Genomic DNA, 17,271 nt, shown 5'->3' on the forward strand with positions numbered 1-17,271 from the left:
TCGGCGGTTCCCCGGCGAGTGTTGGCGGCGTCGGGGGCGTGCATGAATGGCGACGGAGGCGGTCAAGCGGTCAGGCAGTCAGGCGGTCAATCCGTCTTTCCGTCGCCGATGATCAGCGCGTTGAGCACCAGGTCCGAGATCGTGCGGTAAGCCGCGTCGAAATCGTCGTTTCCCAGCGCACGCTTGCCGAGCACCAGCAGCATCTGGGGGGCGAAATCCGCATACGCCTGCGTGGCTGCCCAGATCAGGAAGAACAGGTGCTCGGCATTGACCTGTCGGACCTTGCCTTCCTCGATCCAGCGTTCGAGCACCCGGATGTCGTCGCGCAACACCGGAATCAGTTGCTTGCGGATTTCCTTTCCGTAGGTCTTGGCCCCGCCGATGATCTCCAGCGCAAAAACCCGCGATCCATGCGGGCGATTTCGGGAGAATTCGAGTTTGGCCCGGATATAGGCCGACATGGCTTCCGCGGGCTCGTGATCGGGCGCCGCAAACTCCCGCATCCTGCCGAGCCAGTCCCGCAATACGTCGTCCAGCACGCGCTGGTAGAGCGCCAGCTTCGTGGGGAAGTAGTACATCAGGTTCTGCTTCGACAGCCCGGCGGCCGCTGCGATAGTCGCAACGGAACTGCCCGCGAATCCGTCAATGGCAAACGATTCTTCGGCAGCGGCGAGAATGGTCGCCTCGAGATTGTCGCGCAGCGCTTCGCGCCGGCCGTGAGGCCGGCCGGGCGTTCCTGCAGTCGGCTCGGACGGGTTCGTCACGATGCTTCCTCCCGTATGTCGGACCCGCGGCGTCGCCCGCTCAACGCGTGCCTGCGTCAGGATAGGTGATGCGTTCAGGCGCGCGCTGCATGATGACCTTCCCGGCACGGATCGACAATCGCACCTTGGCCTGCGTGCGAACCACTTCATAGTCGGAATCCGCGTCGAGGATCAGCAGATTGGCCGGCCGCCCGACAGCGATGCCATAGCGGTCCCCCAGGGACATCGCATGGGCGCTGTGCTCCGTCACGAAGTCGAGGCATCGCTGCAGGTCTTCGTAGCCGAGCATGTGGCACACGTGCAAGCCGACGTCGAGGATGCGCAGGATGTTGCCGTTGCCGATGGGATACCACGGATCCTTGATCGAATCCTGTCCGAAGCACACGTTGATGCCGGCGCGATCGAGTTCCGCGACACGCGTAATGCCGCGTCGCTTCGGGAAGGTGTCGAAACGCCCCTGCAGGTGGATGCTTTCGGTCGGACACGAAACAAAATGGATTTCCGACCGCTTCAGCAACCGGAACAGCTTCGAGCAGTAGGCGTTGTCGTAGGAACCCATCGCGGTCGTGTGGCTGGCGGTGACGCGGGTACCCATCTCCCGAATCCGTGCTTCCTCGGCAAGCACTTCCAGGAAGCGCGATTGCGGATCGTCGGTTTCGTCGCAATGAACGTCGACCAGGCAGTCCTTGCGCTCCGCAAGTTCCATCAGGAACTTGATGGAGCTCACGCCCTGGTCGCGCGTGTTCTCGAAATGCGGAATGCCGCCCACGACGTCGGCCCCCATGTCGATTGCGCGCTCCATCAGTGCACGTCCGTTCTCGAACGACTCGATGCCTTCCTGAGGGAAGGCGACGATCTGCAGATCGATGAGATCGCGTGCTTCGTCCCTGACCTCGAGCATCGCCTTCAACGCGGCAAGCGTGTGATCGGTGACGTCCACGTGCGTGCGCACGTGCTGGATGCCGTTGTCGCGCAACATGCCGATCGTGGTGTGGGCGCGGGCTTTCGTATCCTCATGGGTAATGGTGGCCTTGCGCTGGCCCCACCGCTCGATCCCTTCGAACAGCGTGCCGCTCATGTTCCACTCGGGTTCACCGGCGGTCAACGTCGCATCCAGGTGGATATGCGGCTCGACCAGCGGCGGGATGACGAGATGGCTGCCCGCATCGACGACGTCGTCCCCTTGAGACGTCAGCGGCGACGGCTGGAGGCCGATGTCGCGAATCGTGCCCGCATCGATGTCGATCGTGAAGAGGCCGCTACGGCCACGCAATCTGGCGTTGATGATTTTCATGAGGATTCCTGTAGTTTTGTGGGAGGGAGGGCGCGCAGCGGAATCATTCACCCTGAACGGACGGCTCGCGCGTGAACGCGCGGGCAATCTGCAGCAGCACGATGTAGGCTGCGGCGGACGCCGCGATGCCGACGATCGGTGCGATCCACGGCGATGTATAGGCGAGTCCCGCGCCGATTGCATACGCGGCCAGGCCGACCACGTTGAAGCGCGGAAGGCGGGCGGCGGCAAGCGACGGGTATTGCCCGCGATGACGGTACCAGTAGTCCGCCATGATCACGCCGCCGACCGGCGGAATGATCGAGCCGAGCAGCACCAGGAACGGTATCAGCAACTCGTACATCCCGCCGACCGCGAGCACGATGCCGATCGCCGCGCCCACGAGTACGAGCGTGCGGCGCCGTTCGGTGCGCAGCAGATGGCATCCGGCGGCCGCCACGTTGTACATCGTCGGCCCCTGGATGGTCCACAGATTGAGGCACAGCATCACGACTGCCGCGATCGACAGGCCCTGCAGCATCATCACCTCGACGATGTCGGCTTGCTGATAGACGATCGCGCAGTATGCGCCCGCGATGATCATCAGGCCGTTGCCCGCGAAGAAGCCGATCAGGCTGGCCGAGACGGCGCTGCGCGCGCTGCGTGCGAGGCGGGTCCAGTTGGTTGCCTGGGTCGCGCCGCTGGCAAAGGTGCCGATGACCATGGTCACGGCGGCCGAGAACTGCATCGGATGAGACGGCGCGATATGCGTGAGGCCGGCCCACCCGCCGATGTCGCGGGTCGCGATCCACATCGACGTCATCAGGAGCACGAACATCAACGGCACGGAGACGCGCGACAGCACATCCATGCCGCGATAGCCGATGATGGCCGTGATGGAAAATCCGAAGCCGAAGAGGATCATCAGCGGCGTGGTAACGGAGTGCGGCCAACCCAGCAGCTTGACCAACACGATCGCCACCGTCGCGGTTCCCCATGCGTACCAGCCGAGTTCGGCGAAGCCGAGCAGGAAATCGGACAGCTTGCTGCCCACTTCCCCGAAGCAGAATCGCCCCATCAGGACCGCATTCAGGCCGCTGCGGGCGGCAATCAGCGCAAGCGATGCCGCATAGGCGGCGAGCAACAGGTTTCCGATGACGGCGATCTGGATCATGCTGACGACGTCGAAGGCGACACCGATCTTGCCGCCGGCAAACATCGTTCCCGTGAAGAACGTGAAACTCAACAACACCATCGTGATGGACAGAAATCCGGTGCGTTTCTCGAGCGGGACTTCGCTCAGCGAGAATTCTCCGTGATCCGATTCGTCCATCGGGCTTGCATCCCGGTTCGTGGGCATCTTGTCTCCCGTCAGCGATTGGGTTGGGTCTGAAAGGGGTTACGGGGGCCGTGCTTGGATGGGTGACGCGCTGTTTCAGCGCGTCATTCTCGCAGTCCAAAATTTTTACAAGGGTAAAAATTTCGTCCGAATGGATGGCGGGAACATTCACCGGGTCTCCCCGGTTCACGCGCAACGCGTTCGTGTATCGGCTGAGGCGCCGTTTTTTTGCCCGCTTGCCTCCGTGAAATTGCCGTGCTAATTTTTCATGAAATTTCTCGGCGCAATTTTCACGGGAGTCCGCATGTTCGTGCAGTCCGACCGTCACGTCGCAAGCTACTACGCCGGCACCTACCCGGCGCCGATCCCGCATCGTCCGGAACTGGACGAACGCATCGACGCCGACGTGCTCGTCGTCGGCGCGGGTTTCAGCGGGCTGCATACGGCGTTGCGCCTGGCGCTCGCCGGCAAGCGCGTCGTCGTGCTCGAAGCGAGCCGCGTCGCGTGGGCTGCATCGGGCCGCAACGGCGGGCAGGCGCTGCTCGGCTGGTCGTGCGACATGCAGCCGCTCGAGGATTCGCTCGGCCGCGACGGCGCGCGCCTGCTGTGGGACAGCATGCGCTGGGCCGCGGCCGAGGTGCGCGAACTGCCGGCCACGCACGGTTTCGACATCGATTACCGGCCCGGTAGCCTATGGGCGGCCGTGCGGCCGCGGCGCGTCGCGCTGCTCGAGCAGGCTCGCGACGAGGCGGCCGAGCGCTGGGGCTACGATCGGCTGCGCGTGATCGGCCGTGACGAGATGCCCGAATGGATCGGCGGCACGCGTTATCTTGCTGCGCTGCACGATCCCGAGGCCGGCCACCTGAATCCGCTGAAGCTCGCGCTCGGCCTTGCGCAGACGATCGAACGCACGGGCGGCCGCATCTTCGAGCAGAGCCGCGTGCTCGACTGCCGCGAGACGGCTGGCGGCCACATTGCCCGCACGGCGCGCGGCGAAGTGCGCGCGGACGTGCTCGTGCTGGCCTGCAACGCGTATGTCGACCGGCTCGATCGCGATCTCGCGCGCCGGCTGCTGCCGGTCGGCACGTACCAGGTCGCGACCGCGCCGCTCGCGCCCGACGTTGCCCGTTCGCTGCTGCCGCAGAACAGTTGCGTGATCGACAACCAGTTCGTGCCCGATTATTTCCGCCTGAGCCCGGACAACCGGCTGCTGTTCGGCGGCGGCTGCACGTATCTCGGCGGCATTCCGGCCGATATCGCGGCGGCGACGCGCCCGCACCTCGAGCGCGTGTTCCCGCAACTGGCCGGCGTGCCGCTCGATTACGCGTGGGGCGGCCATATCGACATCAGCATGCGCCGCACGCCCGACATCGGCCGCCACGGGCAGCGCTTCTGGCTGCAGGGCTTCTCGGGGCACGGCGTGCTGCCGACGCTCGCCGGCGCGCGCGCGGTGGCCGACGCGGTGCTCGGCGACGAACGCCTGCTCGCGCAGTACCAGCGCATCCGCAATCCGCGCTTCCCCGGCGGCGACCGGCTCGCCGCGCCGCTGGAAGCGATCGGCAAGGCCTGGTACCGTCTGCGCGATACCGTCTGACTGCACCGGAACCCACCATGAATGAACAGGAAGAGATAGAAAGCCTGGCGATCCTGATCCGCGACCTGCGCAAGCATCGCAAGGTCACGCTCAACGATCTCGCGGAACGGATCGGCCGCTCGGTCGGCTTTCTGTCGCAGGTCGAGCGCGGGCTGTCGCGCCCGACGGTGGCGGATCTCACCGCGATCGGCGAGGTGCTCGGTGTGCCGACCACCTATTTCTACAGCCTGAGCAAACCGCGCAGCGTGCCGTGGGTGACGCGGCCCGACGAGCGGCGCACCGTGTATTACGCGGCCGGCATTACCGACATCCTCGTGTCGCCGAACATGCGCTCGCGCTTCTCGATCCTCGAAAGCCATCTCGCGCCGGGTGCGAGCAGCGGCGAGCGGCCCGTCGACGACAGCGACGAGCAGGGCGGTTTCGTGCTCGAAGGCGAGCTGACGGTGTGGATCGACGGCGACGATACGCCCGTCACGCTCGGCCCGAACGACGCATTCCAGCTTCCCGCGCACAAGCGCTTTCGCTATGCCAACCTGACCGACGCGCCGACGCGCGTGATCTGGGTATTCACCTGAGTTGTCGGCGGGGCGGGCGGTGCTCCAGGCCGCCGCGCCACGCAGCCTGTTTGCAGTACTGATTGAAATGCGGCGTGCGTGGTCCGGCGTGCCGCGTGAATCCGGTTCGCCGCGTTGCGGCACCGCCATACAAGACATGGAAAGGATGAGACATGGCTGACGTCGTTCCCGCGCTGGTCGATGAAGTCCGCGCATTCCGGCAGGCGCACCCCGAGATCCGTTATGTCGACCTGATCTGCCTCGACCTGCCCGGACATTTCTATGGCAAGCGCTACCCGATCGATGCGCTCGAAAAGGTGGCGGCTGGCTCGCTGCTGAAGCTGCCGCAGAACTGCATCCTGCTCGGCACGCAGGGCGGGCTCTACAAGATCGGCGACTACTGTTTCAACGACGGCGACCCGGACGCCGTGCGACGGCTGATCCCCGGCACGCTGAAGCCGGTGACCTGGGAGAAGCAGCCGCTCGGGCAGATGCTGATCACGACGGACGGCACCGACGCGCCGGTCGAGTTCGAGCCGCGCGAGGTGCTCGCGCGCGTGCTGAAGCGGCTCGCGCGGCGCGGCATCCGGCCGGTCGTCGCGTTCGAGCTCGAGTTCTACCTGTTCGCCGCGCAGCTCGAAGAGGGGATGCCGAAGTATCCGCGCGACCGCCTGTCCGATGATCGCGACGATCAGCCGAACATGCATATCGAGCGCCTGTCGCGCTTCTCCGACGTGCTGCACGAAATGGTCGACGTCGCGTGCGTGCAGGGAATCGACGCGACCGTGATCACTGCCGAGCTCGGGCCGGGCCAGTTCGAGATCAACTTCGGCCATTGCGACGACGGACTGCGCGCGGCCGACTGGTCGGCGATGTTCTGCCGCAGCACGCGCGGCGTCGCGTTGCAGCACGGTTATCGCGCGAGCTTCATGGGCAAGCCGTACCTGCATGCGCCGGGCAGCGGGATGCACGTGCACGTGAGCCTCTACGACGAGGCGGGGCGCAACCTGCTCGCGGCGGACGGGCAGCGGCCGCTGCGACACGCGGTGGCCGGATGCCTCGCCCTGCTGCCGCATTGCATGCCGGTGTTCGCGCCGAATCACAACGCGTTCCGGCGTTACGGTTCGATGGTGAACGCGGCGAGCCGCGCGAGCTGGGGCTTCGAGGATCGTGATGCGTGCATCCGGATTCCCGAATCGGATGCGCGCAACCTGCGGATCGAGCACCGGCTCGCGAGTGCGGACGCGAACCCGTATCTCGTGCTCGCGGCGATTCTCAGCGGGATGGAGCACGGGCTCGACGCGAAGCTCGAGCCGATCGCGCCGCTCAACGAGGATCGCGGCAGCGGGATCGATTTCCCGAAGGAGATGCTGTCGGCCGTCGCGTCGATGCAGGATCATGCGGCCGTGCGCGAAGGGCTCGGCAGCGAGTTCGTGATGGTGTATTGCGAGAACAAGCGGCAGGAAGAGCTGGATTTCCGCAATGAAATCGGGGCGCGGGAGTATCGGTGGTTCTTGTGATCGACTGATCGACCGGGCACTCGCCCGCTGCGCAAGCCGCCGGACGACGAGCCGGCGCGACAACTGGCATCACGCCGGCCGCATGCACGACCGCATGCACGGCCGGCGCGCAGCGCGCACGCGCATCGCACGCCGCCCGGCGCGTGCGCCTGCCCTTCGTTCGACCCTGCGTCGGTCAGCCGACCGCCGCGGCCCGTATCGTCCATGCACGCCCCTTCAGGGGCGCGTTCACTTTCGGACGAATAGGCAACATTCTCACAATTTCGAGTCTTACCGGCGCGGTACGTGCCGACTATAGTTTTCCGGTTTCCCCGTCCTTTACCGCGCGCGTTCGGCGATGCGAGCTTTCGCATCGATGCATCGTGCGCGCAAGCGTCGCGGGTTCGTCCAGTGCGTTCGTGCCGCGAGGCATGCCTGCGACCAGCCGGATGTGTCGTCCGGCCTGCTGCAGCCGGCTGTCGAACCCGGTTCCCCACAGAATAGGTCAGACAGAATGACAGATATCACCATCAACGGTCAGCGGCATCAGTTCGCTGGCGATCCCGACATGCCGCTGCTCTGGTACCTGCGCGACGAGCTCGGGCTGACGGGAACGAAATTCGGCTGCGGCATGGCGCTGTGCGGCGCATGCACGGTGCATGTCGAAGGTCAGCCGATGCGCGCGTGCGTGACGCCGATCGGTACGCTCGATGGCCGCAACGTCACGACGATCGAGGCCGCACACGAGAAGAAGGTCGGCCAGGCCGTGCAGAAAGCGTGGATCGACGAACAGGTGCCGCAGTGCGGCTATTGCCAGTCCGGGCAGGTGATGTCGGCGGTCGCGCTGCTGACCGTGAAACCCGATCCGACGGATGGCGACATTGATGCCGCGATGAGCGGGAACATCTGTCGCTGTGCGACCTATCAGCGGATCCGCGTCGCGATCCACAAAGCCGCGGAGAACCTCAAGGCATGAGCCAGTCCACACGCTCCCGGCAATCGGCCGGCACGCCGGAATCCGCTGACGGCATCGCATCGGCTTCGCGCCGCACGTTTCTCGGCAACATGGCCGCGCTCACGCTCGCGGTCGGTTTCAGCGGCGAGATCGCGCTCGCCAAATCGGTCGCGCCGGCAACCGCAGGCGTGTCGTTCGAGCCGAACGCTTTTATTCGCATCGGCGCCGACGGCATCGTCAGCGTCGTGTCCGAGTACCTCGAAATGGGGCAGGGCACGTTCACCGGCATCGCGACGCTCGCGGCGGATGAACTCGACATCGGTCTCGACAAGGTGCGGGTCGTGGCGGCACAGGCCGATGCGACGCGCTACGTGAACCCGATGTTCGCGAAGATGGGCTGGAAGATCCAGGCGACGGGCGGCAGTACCGCGATGGCTGGCTCGTGGACGGTGATGCGCGAAGCGGCCGCCACCGCGCGCGCGATGCTGCTGTCGGCCGCCGCACGGAAGTGGAAGGTCGATCCGGCGTCGCTGCGCATCGAGGACGGCGTGATCGTCCACGCCGCATCGGGCCGCCGCGCGGGCTTCGGCCAGCTCGCCGCCGATGCGGCGCGCGAGCCGGTGCCGCCGAAGGTCGCCGTCAAGCAGCGGGCCGACTTCAAGCTGATCGGCAAACGCGACACGCGGCGCGTCGATATTCCCGCGAAGGTCAACGGTTCGGCGATCTATACGCAGGACGTGAAGCTGCCCGGCATGCTGGTCGCGGTGATCGCCCATCCGCCGCGCATGTGGGGCAAGGTCCGTCACGTCGACGCGAGCAAGGCGAAGGCGATCCCCGGCGTGGTCGCGGTCGTCCAGGTGCCGGGCGACGACAACGTGCAGGGCGGCGTCGCGGTGCTGGCGCGCAATACGTGGGTGGCGCGCCAGGGGCGCGACGCACTGAAGATCACGTGGGACGATACGCACGCGCTGGCGCTCGGTTCCGCCGACATCTCGAAGCAGTACCGGGCCGCGCTCGGCAAGCCGGGCGTGGTCGCTGTCACGCGCGGCAACGTGGTGAGCGAAGCGCCTTCGGGCGGCAAATTCATCGACGCGACCTACGAGCAGCCGTATCTGTCGCACGCGCCGATGGAGCCGCTGAATTGCGTCGTGTGGTTGCATGCGGATCGCTGCGAGATCTGGAACGGCGAGCAGTGGCATACCGGCGACCAGGTCATCGTCGCGAAGGAAGTCGGCCTCAAGCCGGAGCAGGTGACGATCAACCAGCTGTACGCGGGCGGCAGCTTCGGCCGCCGCGCAAACCCGGTCGGCGACTACGTGTGCGAGGCGGCGCGGATCGCCCGCGCTGCGCGTGCGCAAGGGATCGACGCGCCGGTCAAGCTCGTGTGGATGCGCGAGGACGACATGCGCGCCGGCTTCTACCGGCCGGCGACCCTGCACCGGGTCCGGCTCGCCGTGGACAAGGGCGGGAACCTCGTGTCGTGGAACCAGGACGTGGTGGGGCAGAGCTTCTTCGCGCCGCTGCCGTCCGGCGTCGATCCGACGCTCGTCGAAGGGTCCGCCGATATTCCGTACGAGATCCCGCACTTCAAGGTGACGCAGCACATCCAGACGCTCGCGGTGAAGACGCAATGGATGCGCTCGGTCGGCCATACGCATGCGGCGTTCGTCGGCGAGACGCTGATGGACGAGGCCGCGCATGCGGCAGGCAAGGACCCGTACGCGTTCCGCCGTGCGTTGCTCACGAAGATGCCGCGCCATCGCGGCGTACTCGACCTGGTCGCGCAGAAGGCCGGCTGGTCGGCCCCGCTGCGTGCCGGTGCGCCCGGCACGAAGCGCGGGCGAGGCATCGCGCTGCAATTCGCGTTCGGCACGTATGTGGCGCAGGTCGCGGAAGTCACGGTGCTGCAGGACGGCACGTTCACGATCGACCGCATCGTCTGTGCGGTCGATTGCGGCACCGTCGTGAATCCCGACGTGGTCGCGTCGCAGGTGGAAGGCGGGATCGGCTTCGGCCTCACGTTCCTGCGCGCGGCAATCACGCTGGAGAACGGGCGTGTGCAGCAAGGCAACTTCAACGACTACCCGGTCCTGCGCATGAACGGCATGCCGCATGTCGAAGTGCACGTCGTGCCGTCGCAGGAGCCGCCGAGCGGTATCGGCGAACCCGGCGTGCCGCCGGCCGCGCCGGCCGTCGCGAACGCGCTGACGGCCGCAACCGGCACCACGTTCCGGTCGCTGCCGATGCGAGACACGCTGCGTCCGGCCTGACCGTTCGCGTTCCTATCGAATTCAAGAGAAGCATCCATCGTGAAATTTCGTCGAGTCATCGGCTATGCCGTTGCGGCCGTCATCGTGGTCGCGGCCGGTGTGGCCGGCCGCGCGTGGCTGACCCCCGCTGGCACCGAACCCCAACCGCCGGTCGCCGGCACGCCGGCCGACCTGTCTGCGACCCTCGCGCGCGGCGAGTATCTGGCGAAGGCCGCCGACTGCGTCGCGTGCCATACGGCCGTGGGCGGCACGCCTTACGCCGGCGGCAGGCCGTTCAAGCTGCCGTTCGGGCAGCTGTATTCCACCAACCTCACGCCGGACAAGGCAACCGGCATCGGCAACTGGTCGGACGACGCGTTCGTTCGCGCGGTGCGCGAAGGCGTGGGTTCGCACGGCAACCTGTATCCGGCGATGCCGTATACGTCGTATGCCGAAATGAGTCGCGACGACGTGCTGGCGATCCGGCAGTACCTGATGACGCTCGAACCGGTGCATCAGGCCCCGCCCGACAACGCACTGTCGTTCCCGTTCAACCAGCGCTGGGGCCTGGCCGCGTGGAACGCCGTGTTCTTCCGCGGGCAGCGCTTCGCGCCGGATCCGAAACAGAGCGTGGAGTGGAATCGCGGCGCCTATCTGGCCGGCGCGCTCGGCCATTGCGGCGAATGCCATACGCCGCGCAACGTCGGCTTCGCGATGAAGTCGCGCGACTATCTGTCCGGTGCCGACATCGAAGGCTGGAAGGCATACAACACGACGTCCGACCAGGCATACGGCCTCGGCTCGTGGACCGACGAACAGATTGCGCAGTACCTGTCGCGCGGCCATGCACCGGGACGCAGCTCGGCGGCCGGCCCGATGGCGGACGTGGTCGAGCACAGTCTGCAGTACCTGACGCAGAACGACATCGCGTCGATGGTCGTGTATCTGCGCAGCGTGAGTCCGGTCACGGGCGGGCAGACGGGCAAGATCGAACTCGATCCGTCGGCCGCGCGTGCGTCGAACGCGGTGCTGCCGGGGGCGGCGTCGCTGCCGCAGGCGCTCGAACGCGGCCAGCGGCTCTTTGCCGGCGACTGCGCGGGCTGTCACCAGTGGAACGGTGCCGGTCGCCAGAGCGAATATGCGTCGCTCGTCGGCGCGCATGCGGTCAACGATCCGTCCGGCGCGGCGCTCGTTCAGGTGCTGCTGCACGGCACCAGCCTGACCGTCGGCGGCCGCACGCAGCAGATGCCGGGTTTCGGCGCCGCGTACAGCGATGCGGATATCGCGGCGGTCGCGAACTTCGTGCTGAGTCACTTCGGCTCGAAGCAAGGCGTGGTCACCGTCGAGCAAGTCGGCAAGGCGCGTGTGCAATGACGGTCGGGTACACGCGAAAGGCAGCCCGGTTTTACCGGGCCTGAACGGTTGCGTCAGGACGATCCGGGAAGTCGTGTGCGGTTCATCGACCGACGCGACTTCCCGGCGTACCGCGTCATCATTAAGGCCTATCGATCCCGAAGGAACGGCATCGGCAGGCCCGCCCCCCAAGCGTTCGCGAGTGCTTCGATTTCGGCTGTCGGATCGACCTGCCGGGCGGCGTCGTGCGTGTCGTTGCCGAATAGCCGCTGGGCGAACTCGCGTGCGCGCAGCGTGATCGCCGCGGTTTTCCGGGTGCGCCGCTGCGTGAACGACGCGAGCGCTGCGTCGAGGTCGCTACCGTTACCCTTCCCATGCTCGTCGAGGCAACGGGCGAGATGCCACGCGTCCTCGAGCGCCTGGCACGCACCTTGTCCGGAGGTGGGGAGTGGTGCGTGCGCGGCATCGCCGATCAGCAGCACATTGCCGCGATGCCATACATCGACGGGATCGAGATCGTGCACGTGGATCTTCGCGATCGTGCCCGGTGGCGTTGCGCGCATCACGTCTGCGATGGGGGCGGGCCACCCGTCGAAGAGCCGTTCCAGCAGCGGACCGTGATCACCCGGCGCCGCATCGTCGTTGTCGTGATGGTCGATTTCAGCCTCGGCCCGGGCCGCCGCCCAGTACATGCGATGCCGGTCCACCGCGACGATGCCGAATCGCTCGCGCTGGCCCCAGTAGTCGAATATCGACACATCGTCGACCAGCGGTGCATCGCTCTGCGCCACGCCGATCCAGTTGACGAATCCCTGATAGACGGGAGTGGCGTCGCCGACCACATGGCGTCGCGCGACGGAGTTCATGCGGCCGTCCGCGCCGATCACGAGATCGGGGACGATCGTTGCGCCGTTGTCGAAATGAACCACGGGGCGGCCGTCGATGCCGGTGTCGATCGCCGTCGCGCAGTGGCCGAAGCAGACTTCGATGTCGTGCGCGGCGACGTGCCGCGCCAGCACGGCCTGCAGGTCGCGCCGCAGTATCGAGCGCGTTGGGAACCCCATATGGCGATCGAGTTCGCCGATGTCGACGCGCTTGATCGGGGCGCCGTCCCGATCCATGCACCGCATTGCGCGCAGGTGGCCGCTGACTTCGGCGATGTCCGGCAGGAGGCCGAGTTGCTCGAGCGCGAAGCCGGCATTCGGCCATAACACGACGCCGGCGCCCATCGTCGTCTCGGACGGCCTGCGTTCGTAGAGCCGGATCCGGTGCCCTTGCCCGGCAAGCGCGAGCGCGGTACTCATGCCGGCCACGCCGGCGCCGAGAATGGCGATATCCATGTTGATGCTCCCGTAGGTGTTGGCGCGTGCTCGCGTCGTCGCGGGTTTGTGCGTCGGCGGCCGCGCCTTGACTGGATCCGCATCGTAAATTACGGTCACGAACGGGATAAGCCGCGAAAAACGGCGAGCTTTGATATCTAAAACGGGATAATGATGCGCAGCAAGCTGGATCTGAACGCGGTGCGCGTGTTCGTGTCGGTCGTCGACGAAGGCAGCTTTGCCGGCGCCGCGCGCGTGCTGTCGATACCCGGTTCCAATGTGAGCCGCCATGTGGCGCAACTGGAATCGAGGCTGGGTGTGCGCTTGCTGGAGCGCAGCACGCGGCACCTTCGCATGACGGAGGCCGGGCGCCTGTTACATGAGCGCGCGAAGCCGATGCTCGACGCGCTGACGCTCGCCGAATTCGAACTGACCTCGCAGCAAACCGAGTTGCGTGGCGTGCTGAAGCTCTGCGTGCCCGGCGAAATCGGGCCGCGCATGCTCGGGCCGATCGTCGCGGAATTCGCGAGCCGCCATCCGCGTGTCGAAATCGATTGCGATACCAGTCTCGCGGGCGTCTCGACGTTGCGCGACGATATCGACCTGTCGATCATCGTCAATCGCGGCAAGCTGGACGACAGTGCGTTCGTCGTCAGGCCGCTCGTGAGCTTGCCGAGCGTCGTCGTGGCGGCGCCGTCGCTGATCGAACGCACGGGCATGCCGACCCGGACGGAGCAGCTTAGGCAATTACCGTGCATCACGACGTTGAGCACGCTGAAAGGGCAGCCGTGGCAATTCGCCGACGATGACGGGCGGATTCACAAGATTCCGGTCGCGAGCCGGTATCGCGTCAATAGCGGCGAGATGGCCGGGCTGGCCGCGGTGAACGGGATCGGCTTCGCGATTCTCGTCGAACGCGGGTGTGCGGCGGAGCTGGCCGCCGGGCGGCTGGTGCGCGTGCCGCTCGAGATGACGCCGGCGCCGCTCGAACTGCTGGGCGCCTATTCGAGCCGCAATTCGGTCAACGCGAAAATTCGCGAGTTGCTGCAGTTGATGCAGGCGCGTCTGGCGCCGGACGGCGCGATACCGTCATGACGATCGTTTCGGCAATGCGCGCCAGTAACGCACTTCTTCGATTGGCGTGCCGTCGATCTCGAACGTCTTGATGTCGTCTTCGGCGACGAAGCCCTCGCGTTCATAGAACGACCGCGCACGACGGTTTTTGAACAGCACCCAGAGCGACACCCATGCGTGGCCCATGTCGTGCAGCGCACCGCATGCATGATCGACCAGCGCCGCGCCGACGCCTTGCCCGCAATGCGTCGGATGCAGGTAGATCGCTTCGATTTCGCCCCAGGTGCGATCCTTGTCGGTGTCGCGGGTCGGACCGTAGGCGATCCAGCCTGTCGGTTCGCTTTCCGAGAACGCGAGCGCGACACGCGGCCGTCCTGCGTCGAGCGCGTGACGCCACGAAGCGGTGCGCTTCTCGACCGACAGGCCGGCGAGGAACGGGGCCGGCATGATGCCCGGATAAGTGGCCTGCCACGATGCGACGTGGATCGCGGCGATGGCCGGGGCATCGGCGGGCGTGGCGGGGCGGATGTCGATTTTCATCAGGTTCATTGGTCTGCGCCGTAAAGAGAATAGAACCGATACGGCAGGTCGCCCAGTTCGCTTTCAATGCGCTCGTACTGGCAAAGCGACTGGAGCCACGCGAGAAACGTGGCCTCGGTCATGAACGCTCGCAGCGTGTCGACTGCTGCCTCGCGATGCGCGGGAGGAATGAAATCATGTGTAGTGGTGCCGCGGCCGGGCGAACCGGTCAGGCAGCGAGACCCCTGCCAGTCGATTCGCGGGTAGTCGGCGCGGCTGAATGCCGACGGATGCCGGATACGACCGGAGAGCATGTCGTTCGCGCCGACAAACCAGAGCATGAGCTGCGCGCGCCAGCGCGGATCGTCAATGCTCAGCACCGATGTCAGCCACGTATGAAGTTCCGACGTATCCAGGTACTTGATGCACAGGAACATCGACGACGAGAATTTGCCGCTTGCATTGAACCAGTCGCCTGTATTGAATGACTGTTCGTGAGCGTGGTTGAAGCACGCGGCCGTATCGAGTGCACCGGATGGCCAGCATCGGGCATCCATCAGGCATTGCCCGAACGTGTCGAGCACATCGCGGCGAAACCCCGGGTACGGTTCGGGTGATACGCGATCGGGGTGCTGCGAAACGAACCCCGTGATCAACCACTCCAGCAGCGCGTGGTGCTGCCCATCGTGGCTGCGCGGGGTCAGGTGCGCCAGCAAGTAGTGGTACCACCGCTGCCATTCGTCGCTCGGGCCGAACGAGAACGTGCCGACGACGATTTCTTCGAGCGGCGTGTCGAGCTTCGCGATGTCGATCGATTGCAGATCGTCTTGCAACTCGGCGAATAGCCGTCGCGATTCTCCCATGAACCACGCTTCGCCCATCGGCTTGTCCGGGCGCGGAAATGCCGAGCGCAGTCTGGCCAATGCGGAAGGGGAACATCCGCTTCCGGGGATCCATCGAAACGGGGCTGACTGAGTACGCATCAATAAGCCATGAAGTCGTCACGCGTTGCTGCCGGATTCATTCCACTGGATCCAGGCTGCCGTCGATCGAAAAACGGTAGTTGATATCCACCTGCGATGCATCGCCCGGTGCGGCGGTTTTCTTCAGCACGAATTCGAACGCAGGTTCGAACCAGCCGTTGCGCGGGACTTCTCCGCCGAGGATGTCGACCTCATACCAGCCGTTGTCGATCTCGATCACGGGCCTGCCCGGCTCACGGTAACGCGCGAGCAGTGCGTTGACCGTTGCGTCGTTGAAGCGTTCAAGAATCCGCCACGTGTAGAGCATGATCGAACGATGTTCGACGCGTAGCACGTACCCGCCGCGCCGATGTTGCAGGCGGCTTCCCGTCTTCAACAATTCGGGTGTTGCGCCATCCAGCGTGAAGATCACCGTGTACGGATGGTTCTCGATGCCGGCCAGCGGAATGACGATGCCTTCCAGCACGGCACGGTCGCCGATGTCGCTCGACGTGAACGCAGTCGCGACGTCGTCAGGCAGCTTGTGCTGTTCCTTGAAGCGCTTCAGCAGCAGAAGATTGCCGACGAGAAAATAGTCGACCAGATCGTTGAGGACTTCAGAGAACTCATGTCGCATCGCCACTCCTTGCACAGTGCCGAAGCAGAAAGTTCGAAAAGGCATGAAGCGCTGCGCCGCGAAACGCTTCGCGGCGCGGCACGCGCGACGCCCTTAGTCGCCGAGCTTCGACGTCACGCAACCCGTGCTCGTGCACTCACGTTCACGCTCGCGCAGGAACGACAGGCGCGACTGCGTCATGTCGGTCGCGCACTGGATATCCACGAGGTAGCCGTTGTTGCGCGTCTCGCTGCACTGCGCATCGCGTTGCTTCAACCACGCGAGCTGGCCGGCCTTCAGCGTCGCCTGCTGGTCGCTGCTCAGTTGCTTGCGCAGGCGGCCGTACTCGTCGTTGAGGTCACGGTCGGTCTGCGAGAACTGGGTGCTGCTGCAATACACCTGGTCGAACGCGCTGTGCGGCTTCGCGCAGCCGGCTGCGTGTGCGGTGAATGGAGCGGCAAGCGCGAGCAGTGCGCAGGATGCGAGCAGATTCTTCATTTTCATGGTGATGCTCCTGACTGGGTGAAAACCGTTGGGCCCGACGGGCCTTGTCGTTGTTTATTGCGGTGCCGTGCACGCGTCGATCCCGCCGGCGATCGCGGTGGACAGCTTCTGGATCGTCTCGCGTCGCGCAAGCCGGGCTTCCTCGTCCGGATTGACGATCACGCCGGCCTCGACGAGCACCGCCGGAATCGGTGCGGTGCGCAGCACGACGAGATCGTCGAAGCGGTGGATGCCGAGCTGCGGGTCGATCAGCGGGCGATTCTCGCCGCGGATCGGCTGTGCGTGATACAGCGACGGCCGCTCGCCGGACGCGACCAGCCGCTCGGCGATCGCTTTCGCGCAACGCAGGCTTTCCGCGTAGTGCGGATTGCGTTCCGACACGAACACCGAGAAGCCGCGGAATTCGCGCTGCCGGCCCGCGTCGATGAACTGCTGCTGCATCGAGTCGTGATGGATCGACACGAACAGGTTCGCGTCGGGCGCCTGCGTCGAACGCTGGTCGAGCGCGATCTCGCGGCCGTCAGCTGACGTGCGCAGCACGCGGTCGCCATGCGCGGTGAGTTTTTCGGCGACCGCTGCGGACAGGTCGAGGTTGTACAGGTACTCGACGCGGCCGCTCGCCCCGGTGGAGCCCGGGTGAGCCGGTGTATGGCCGGTGTCGACGACGATGTAGCGCCCGGAGGCGGGCGCGGTGCCG

Annotated in this window: 16 protein-coding genes; 7 read left to right on the forward strand and 9 right to left on the reverse strand. The window is 65.8% G+C overall.

All coding sequences use genetic code 11. From position 1 onward, the window contains the following. Positions 1–86: 86 nt before the first annotated feature. Genes G3O00_RS29090 through codB form a run of 3 tightly spaced genes read right to left on the reverse strand, consistent with a single transcriptional unit; the run spans position 87 to position 3,370 of the window. On the reverse strand, positions 87–764 hold the full coding sequence (locus tag G3O00_RS29090; protein ID WP_206145087.1) for a TetR/AcrR family transcriptional regulator: 678 nt from the start codon (positions 762–764) through the stop codon (positions 87–89). 40 nt (positions 765–804) lie between these two features. Continuing rightward, complete coding sequence (gene codA, locus G3O00_RS29095) at positions 805–2,058, reverse strand: cytosine deaminase (protein WP_206145088.1); 1,254 nt, start codon at positions 2,056–2,058, stop codon at positions 805–807. 43 nt (positions 2,059–2,101) lie between these two features. Next, entirely contained in the window at positions 2,102–3,370 is a 1,269-nt protein-coding gene (codB, locus tag G3O00_RS29100; protein ID WP_206145098.1) for a cytosine permease, read from the reverse strand. A 310-nt stretch (positions 3,371–3,680) separates the two neighbouring features. Here codB and G3O00_RS29105 point away from each other — a divergent pair, with 310 nt between their 5' ends. From G3O00_RS29105 to G3O00_RS29130, 6 genes are all read left to right on the forward strand, one after another. After that, positions 3,681–4,970: an FAD-binding oxidoreductase gene (locus tag G3O00_RS29105; protein ID WP_011354410.1), complete on the forward strand. Its 1,290-nt coding sequence runs from the start codon at positions 3,681–3,683 to the stop codon at positions 4,968–4,970. 17 nt (positions 4,971–4,987) lie between these two features. Next, on the forward strand, positions 4,988–5,545 hold the full coding sequence (locus G3O00_RS29110) for an XRE family transcriptional regulator (protein ID WP_011354411.1): 558 nt from the start codon (positions 4,988–4,990) through the stop codon (positions 5,543–5,545). Between the two features lie 152 nt (positions 5,546–5,697). Next, positions 5,698–7,044 carry a glutamine synthetase family protein gene (locus G3O00_RS29115; protein ID WP_206145089.1) on the forward strand — a complete coding sequence of 449 codons (1,347 nt, stop codon included), beginning with the start codon at positions 5,698–5,700 and terminating at the stop codon, positions 7,042–7,044. A 493-nt stretch (positions 7,045–7,537) separates the two neighbouring features. Beyond that, a complete protein-coding gene (locus tag G3O00_RS29120; protein WP_174935214.1) occupies positions 7,538–7,999 on the forward strand; it encodes a (2Fe-2S)-binding protein in 462 nt (153 codons plus the stop codon). Further along, positions 7,996–10,248, forward strand: a complete 2,253-nt coding sequence (locus G3O00_RS29125; protein ID WP_206145090.1) for a xanthine dehydrogenase family protein molybdopterin-binding subunit — start codon at positions 7,996–7,998, stop codon at positions 10,246–10,248. The genes G3O00_RS29120 and G3O00_RS29125 overlap by 4 nt, the downstream gene beginning before the upstream one ends. Positions 10,249–10,287: 39 nt before the next feature. Continuing rightward, positions 10,288–11,601: a cytochrome c gene (locus tag G3O00_RS29130; RefSeq protein WP_206145091.1), complete on the forward strand. Its 1,314-nt coding sequence runs from the start codon at positions 10,288–10,290 to the stop codon at positions 11,599–11,601. A gap of 128 nt (positions 11,602–11,729) precedes the next feature. Here G3O00_RS29130 and G3O00_RS29135 read toward each other — a convergent pair whose 3' ends face one another. After that, positions 11,730–12,920: an FAD-dependent oxidoreductase gene (locus tag G3O00_RS29135; protein ID WP_206145099.1), complete on the reverse strand. Its 1,191-nt coding sequence runs from the start codon at positions 12,918–12,920 to the stop codon at positions 11,730–11,732. Between the two features lie 153 nt (positions 12,921–13,073). On the opposite strand from G3O00_RS29135, the gene G3O00_RS29140 reads away from it, so the two are divergent. Further along, positions 13,074–13,994 (forward strand): LysR family transcriptional regulator, encoded by a 921-nt coding sequence (locus tag G3O00_RS29140; RefSeq protein ID WP_206145092.1) that lies wholly within the window; start codon positions 13,074–13,076, stop codon positions 13,992–13,994. Here G3O00_RS29140 and G3O00_RS29145 read toward each other — a convergent pair. The 5 genes from G3O00_RS29145 to G3O00_RS29165 all read right to left on the reverse strand — a co-directional run. After that, on the reverse strand, positions 13,989–14,522 hold the full coding sequence (locus G3O00_RS29145; RefSeq protein ID WP_206145093.1) for a GNAT family N-acetyltransferase: 534 nt from the start codon (positions 14,520–14,522) through the stop codon (positions 13,989–13,991). The genes G3O00_RS29140 and G3O00_RS29145 overlap by 6 nt on opposite strands. Then, positions 14,519–15,373: a hypothetical protein gene (locus G3O00_RS29150; RefSeq protein WP_206145094.1), complete on the reverse strand. Its 855-nt coding sequence runs from the start codon at positions 15,371–15,373 to the stop codon at positions 14,519–14,521. Before G3O00_RS29150 ends, G3O00_RS29145 begins: the two co-directional genes overlap by 4 nt. Before the next feature lie 139 nt (positions 15,374–15,512). Next, positions 15,513–16,091 carry a hypothetical protein gene (locus tag G3O00_RS29155; protein WP_206145095.1) on the reverse strand — a complete coding sequence of 193 codons (579 nt, stop codon included), beginning with the start codon at positions 16,089–16,091 and terminating at the stop codon, positions 15,513–15,515. A gap of 93 nt (positions 16,092–16,184) precedes the next feature. Continuing rightward, complete coding sequence (locus tag G3O00_RS29160; RefSeq protein WP_206145096.1) at positions 16,185–16,574, reverse strand: lysozyme inhibitor LprI family protein; 390 nt, start codon at positions 16,572–16,574, stop codon at positions 16,185–16,187. Between the two features lie 54 nt (positions 16,575–16,628). Further along, on the reverse strand, positions 16,629–17,271 hold a 643-nt coding region (locus tag G3O00_RS29165; RefSeq protein WP_206145097.1), incomplete at its 5' end, for an N-acetylmuramoyl-L-alanine amidase.

This window comes from Burkholderia sp. Ac-20384 (assembly GCF_017104605.1).
In the GTDB taxonomy this organism is placed as follows: Bacteria; Pseudomonadota; Gammaproteobacteria; order Burkholderiales; family Burkholderiaceae; genus Burkholderia; species Burkholderia lata.

Excerpts from the sequence above, each read along its gene's own strand:
- G3O00_RS29145 (WP_206145093.1), bottom strand. The coding sequence starts at position 14,522 with ATGAACCTGATGAAAATCGACATCCGCCCCGCCACGCCCGCCGATGCC.
- G3O00_RS29160 (WP_206145096.1), bottom strand. The coding sequence starts at position 16,574 with ATGAAAATGAAGAATCTGCTCGCATCCTGCGCACTGCTCGCGCTTGCC.
- G3O00_RS29125 (WP_206145090.1), top strand. The coding sequence starts at position 7,996 with ATGAGCCAGTCCACACGCTCCCGGCAATCGGCCGGCACGCCGGAATCC.
- G3O00_RS29155 (WP_206145095.1), bottom strand. The coding sequence starts at position 16,091 with ATGCGACATGAGTTCTCTGAAGTCCTCAACGATCTGGTCGACTATTTT.
- G3O00_RS29115 (WP_206145089.1), top strand. The coding sequence starts at position 5,698 with ATGGCTGACGTCGTTCCCGCGCTGGTCGATGAAGTCCGCGCATTCCGG.
- G3O00_RS29135 (WP_206145099.1), bottom strand. The coding sequence starts at position 12,920 with ATGGATATCGCCATTCTCGGCGCCGGCGTGGCCGGCATGAGTACCGCG.
- codA (WP_206145088.1), bottom strand. The coding sequence starts at position 2,058 with ATGAAAATCATCAACGCCAGATTGCGTGGCCGTAGCGGCCTCTTCACG.
- G3O00_RS29140 (WP_206145092.1), top strand. The coding sequence starts at position 13,074 with ATGCGCAGCAAGCTGGATCTGAACGCGGTGCGCGTGTTCGTGTCGGTC.
- G3O00_RS29150 (WP_206145094.1), bottom strand. The coding sequence starts at position 15,373 with ATGGGCGAAGCGTGGTTCATGGGAGAATCGCGACGGCTATTCGCCGAG.
- G3O00_RS29120 (WP_174935214.1), top strand. The coding sequence starts at position 7,538 with ATGACAGATATCACCATCAACGGTCAGCGGCATCAGTTCGCTGGCGAT.
- G3O00_RS29110 (WP_011354411.1), top strand. The coding sequence starts at position 4,988 with ATGAATGAACAGGAAGAGATAGAAAGCCTGGCGATCCTGATCCGCGAC.
- codB (WP_206145098.1), bottom strand. The coding sequence starts at position 3,370 with ATGGACGAATCGGATCACGGAGAATTCTCGCTGAGCGAAGTCCCGCTC.
- G3O00_RS29105 (WP_011354410.1), top strand. The coding sequence starts at position 3,681 with ATGTTCGTGCAGTCCGACCGTCACGTCGCAAGCTACTACGCCGGCACC.